Below are 2,457 nucleotides of genomic sequence, written 5' to 3'. Positions count from 1 at the left end.
GGCTGCGCGCCGCTGCCCGCCTGCCCCACCGCGGCGGACGACATCGCGCTCATGGCCTTCACCTCGGGCACCACGGGGCATCCCAAGGCGCCGGTGCACAGCCACCGCGACGTGCTGGCGGCCTGCGGCGCGTGGCCGCACCATGTGCTGCGCTCCACGCCCGAGGACATCGTGGTCGGCTCGCCGCCGCTGGCCTTCACCTTCGGGCTGGGCGGGCTGCTGCTCTTTCCCATGGCCGCCTGCGCGAGCGTGTACTTTCCCGACGTGCCCTACACCCCCGAGGTGATGGTGCGGCTGATGCGCGAGGTGGGCGCCACCGTCTGCTACACCGCGCCCACCTTCTACCGGCAGATGGCACCCTTCGCCAAGGCCCTGGGCCTGCCCGCGCTGCGCACCTGCGTGAGTGCCGGCGAGGCCCTGCCGGATGCCACGCGCCAGCTGTGGAAGGACGCCACCGGCATCGAGATGACCGACGGCATCGGCGCCACCGAGATGTTCCACATCTTCATCTCGTCGGCCGGCAGCGAAGTGCGGCGCGGCGCCATCGGCCGCGTGGTGCCGGGCTACCAGGCCAAGGTGGTGGACGGGCGCGGGCGCGAGCTGCCGCGCGGCACGGTCGGCAAGCTCGCCGTGATCGGCCCCACGGGCTGCCGCTACCTGGACGATGCGCGCCAGGCCAACTACGTGAAGAACGGCTGGAACCACCCCGGCGACGCCTTCGTGCAGGACGCCGACGGCTACTTCTTCTACCAGGCGCGCGACGACGACATGATCATCACGGCCGGCTACAACGTGGGCGGCCCCGAGGTCGAGGATGCCCTGCTGCGCCACCCCGCCGTGGCCGAGTGCGCCGTGATCGGCGTGCCCGACGACGAGCGCGGCATGGTCGTCAAGGCCATCTGCGTGCTGCGCCCCGGCCATGCCGGCGACGACGCCCTGGCCAAGGCGCTGCAGGACCACGTGAAGGCCAGCATCGCCCCCTTCAAATACCCGCGCATCGTGGAGTTCGCCACCGCCCTGCCGCGCACCGAGACCGGCAAGCTGCAGCGCTTCAAGCTGCGCCAGGCCGCCGCGCTGGCCCGCGACAGCGCGGCCGCTGCGGCCGCCAACGCCCCACTTCCATCCCCCAAGACATGACCCTGCACACCCGACTGCAACCGCCCGACTGGGCGCCCCCCAAGGGCTACGCCAATGGCGTGGCCGCCCGCGGCACGCTGCTCTTCGTGGGCGGCCAGATTGGCTGGAACGCCCGCCAGGAGTTCGAGAGCGACGACTTCATCGTCCAGGCCCGCCAGACCTTCCTGAACGTACGCGCCGTGCTGGAGGCCGGCGGCGCCGGCCCCGAGCACCTGGTGCGCATGACCTGGTACGTGGTGGACCGCGAGGAATACAACGCGCGCCTGAAGGAGCTGGGCGCCGCCTACCGCGAGGTGCTGGGCCGGCACTTTCCGGCCATGGCCTGCGTGCAGGTCGCCGGCCTCATGGAAGCGCGCGCGCGCATCGAGATCGAGGCCACCGCCGTGCTGCCGGACTGAGTGCGGCCCCTGCACTTCCCGGCGCCCCGGCCGGGCGGAAACGGCCCGCACCGGGCACGGCTGCACGATGTGGCCTAATAGCGTGTTTTTCACTTTTCTCTCCAGGAGCCTCCCAAATGGGCAACAAGATCGTTACCGAAGCCGACCGCAAGCGCACCCCCCGTCCCGAGCCACTGCCCGGCGTGACCCTGGCCACCCCCGGCCGCGGCCAGCGCGTGAGCCTGGAGCGTGGCGTCGCCACCCGCAGCAAGAAGAACCCCGGCAAGCGCTCCAAGAAGGGCGGCTGAAAAGCCCCCTTCGCGCCCAGCGCAACGCCAAAGCCCTCTCCGGAGGGCTTTTTTCATGGTGCGACGGTGGCGCGCCAACGCGGCGGCGGCGCGCTCGGCCCGCCGGCTCAGAACCGGTAGCGCGCCGTCACCTGCGCACTGCGCGGCGCGCCGTACCTGCCCGAATACCACCAGCCCGACATCGCGGCGATGTCCTTGCGGTCGAACACGTTCTGCACGTTCAGCGCGACCGACAAGCGATCGTTCACCCCGCAGCGGGCCAGGAGGCGGGCCACGGCCCTCTAACGCCAGCCTTGCGTGCCACCCGCCGCGGCCTGTGCGGCGATCCGCCAGCAGGCCGCGCCGAAGCGCACCGCCTCGCCCTGCACAAAGGGCTCGAAAGCCGCCCGCACGGCGGCGATGACCCGGGTGCGGGTCGCCCGTCGGCGCTGCGCAGGGCCAGGCCGACCGGGCCGAGGCCGGTGAAATAAGGCACCAGTTCGTCGCGCCGCAGGGAGCAGACGGCATCGAGGGGCTCGATCTCGACGCCGGCCCAGCCACTGGCCTGCAGGATGTCCGCCACCCGCTCACGGTCCGCGAACGCGAACTGGCCCGGCGCATCCGGCTGGCGCACGGGCAGGCCCGGCAGCAGCGGG

Annotated in this window: 4 protein-coding genes and 1 pseudogene; 3 read left to right on the top strand and 2 right to left on the bottom strand. The window is 72.2% G+C overall.

The features are described 5' to 3' along the window. The 3 genes from AC27IQ_RS22550 to AC27IQ_RS22540 form a co-directional block, all read left to right on the top strand. A partial coding sequence (locus AC27IQ_RS22550) for an AMP-binding protein (protein WP_487090867.1) occupies positions 1-1,137 on the top strand: 1,137 nt, incomplete at its 5' end. Positions 1,138-1,139: 2 nt separating this feature from the next. Next, positions 1,140-1,535: a RidA family protein gene (locus AC27IQ_RS22545; protein WP_372588286.1), complete on the top strand. Its 396-nt coding sequence runs from the start codon at positions 1,140-1,142 to the stop codon at positions 1,533-1,535. 116 nt (positions 1,536-1,651) lie between these two features. Next, positions 1,652-1,822, top strand: a complete 171-nt coding sequence (locus AC27IQ_RS22540; protein ID WP_487090866.1) for a hypothetical protein — start codon at positions 1,652-1,654, stop codon at positions 1,820-1,822. A 107-nt stretch (positions 1,823-1,929) separates the two neighbouring features. On the opposite strand, the gene AC27IQ_RS22535 is transcribed toward AC27IQ_RS22540, so the two are convergent. Together AC27IQ_RS22535 and AC27IQ_RS22530 are read right to left on the bottom strand one after the other, a co-directional pair. Continuing rightward, a complete protein-coding gene (locus AC27IQ_RS22535) occupies positions 1,930-2,070 on the bottom strand; it encodes a hypothetical protein (protein ID WP_487090865.1) in 141 nt (46 codons plus the stop codon). Continuing rightward, positions 2,067-2,457 (bottom strand): annotated as a pseudogene (locus tag AC27IQ_RS22530) (hypothetical protein); the annotation flags it as partial. The pseudogene AC27IQ_RS22530 and the gene AC27IQ_RS22535, both read right to left, overlap by 4 nt.

The sequence above is a fragment of the Acidovorax sp. KPB24-07 genome (genome assembly GCF_057543315.1).
This window is presented reverse-complemented; position numbering and strand designations above follow the sequence as displayed.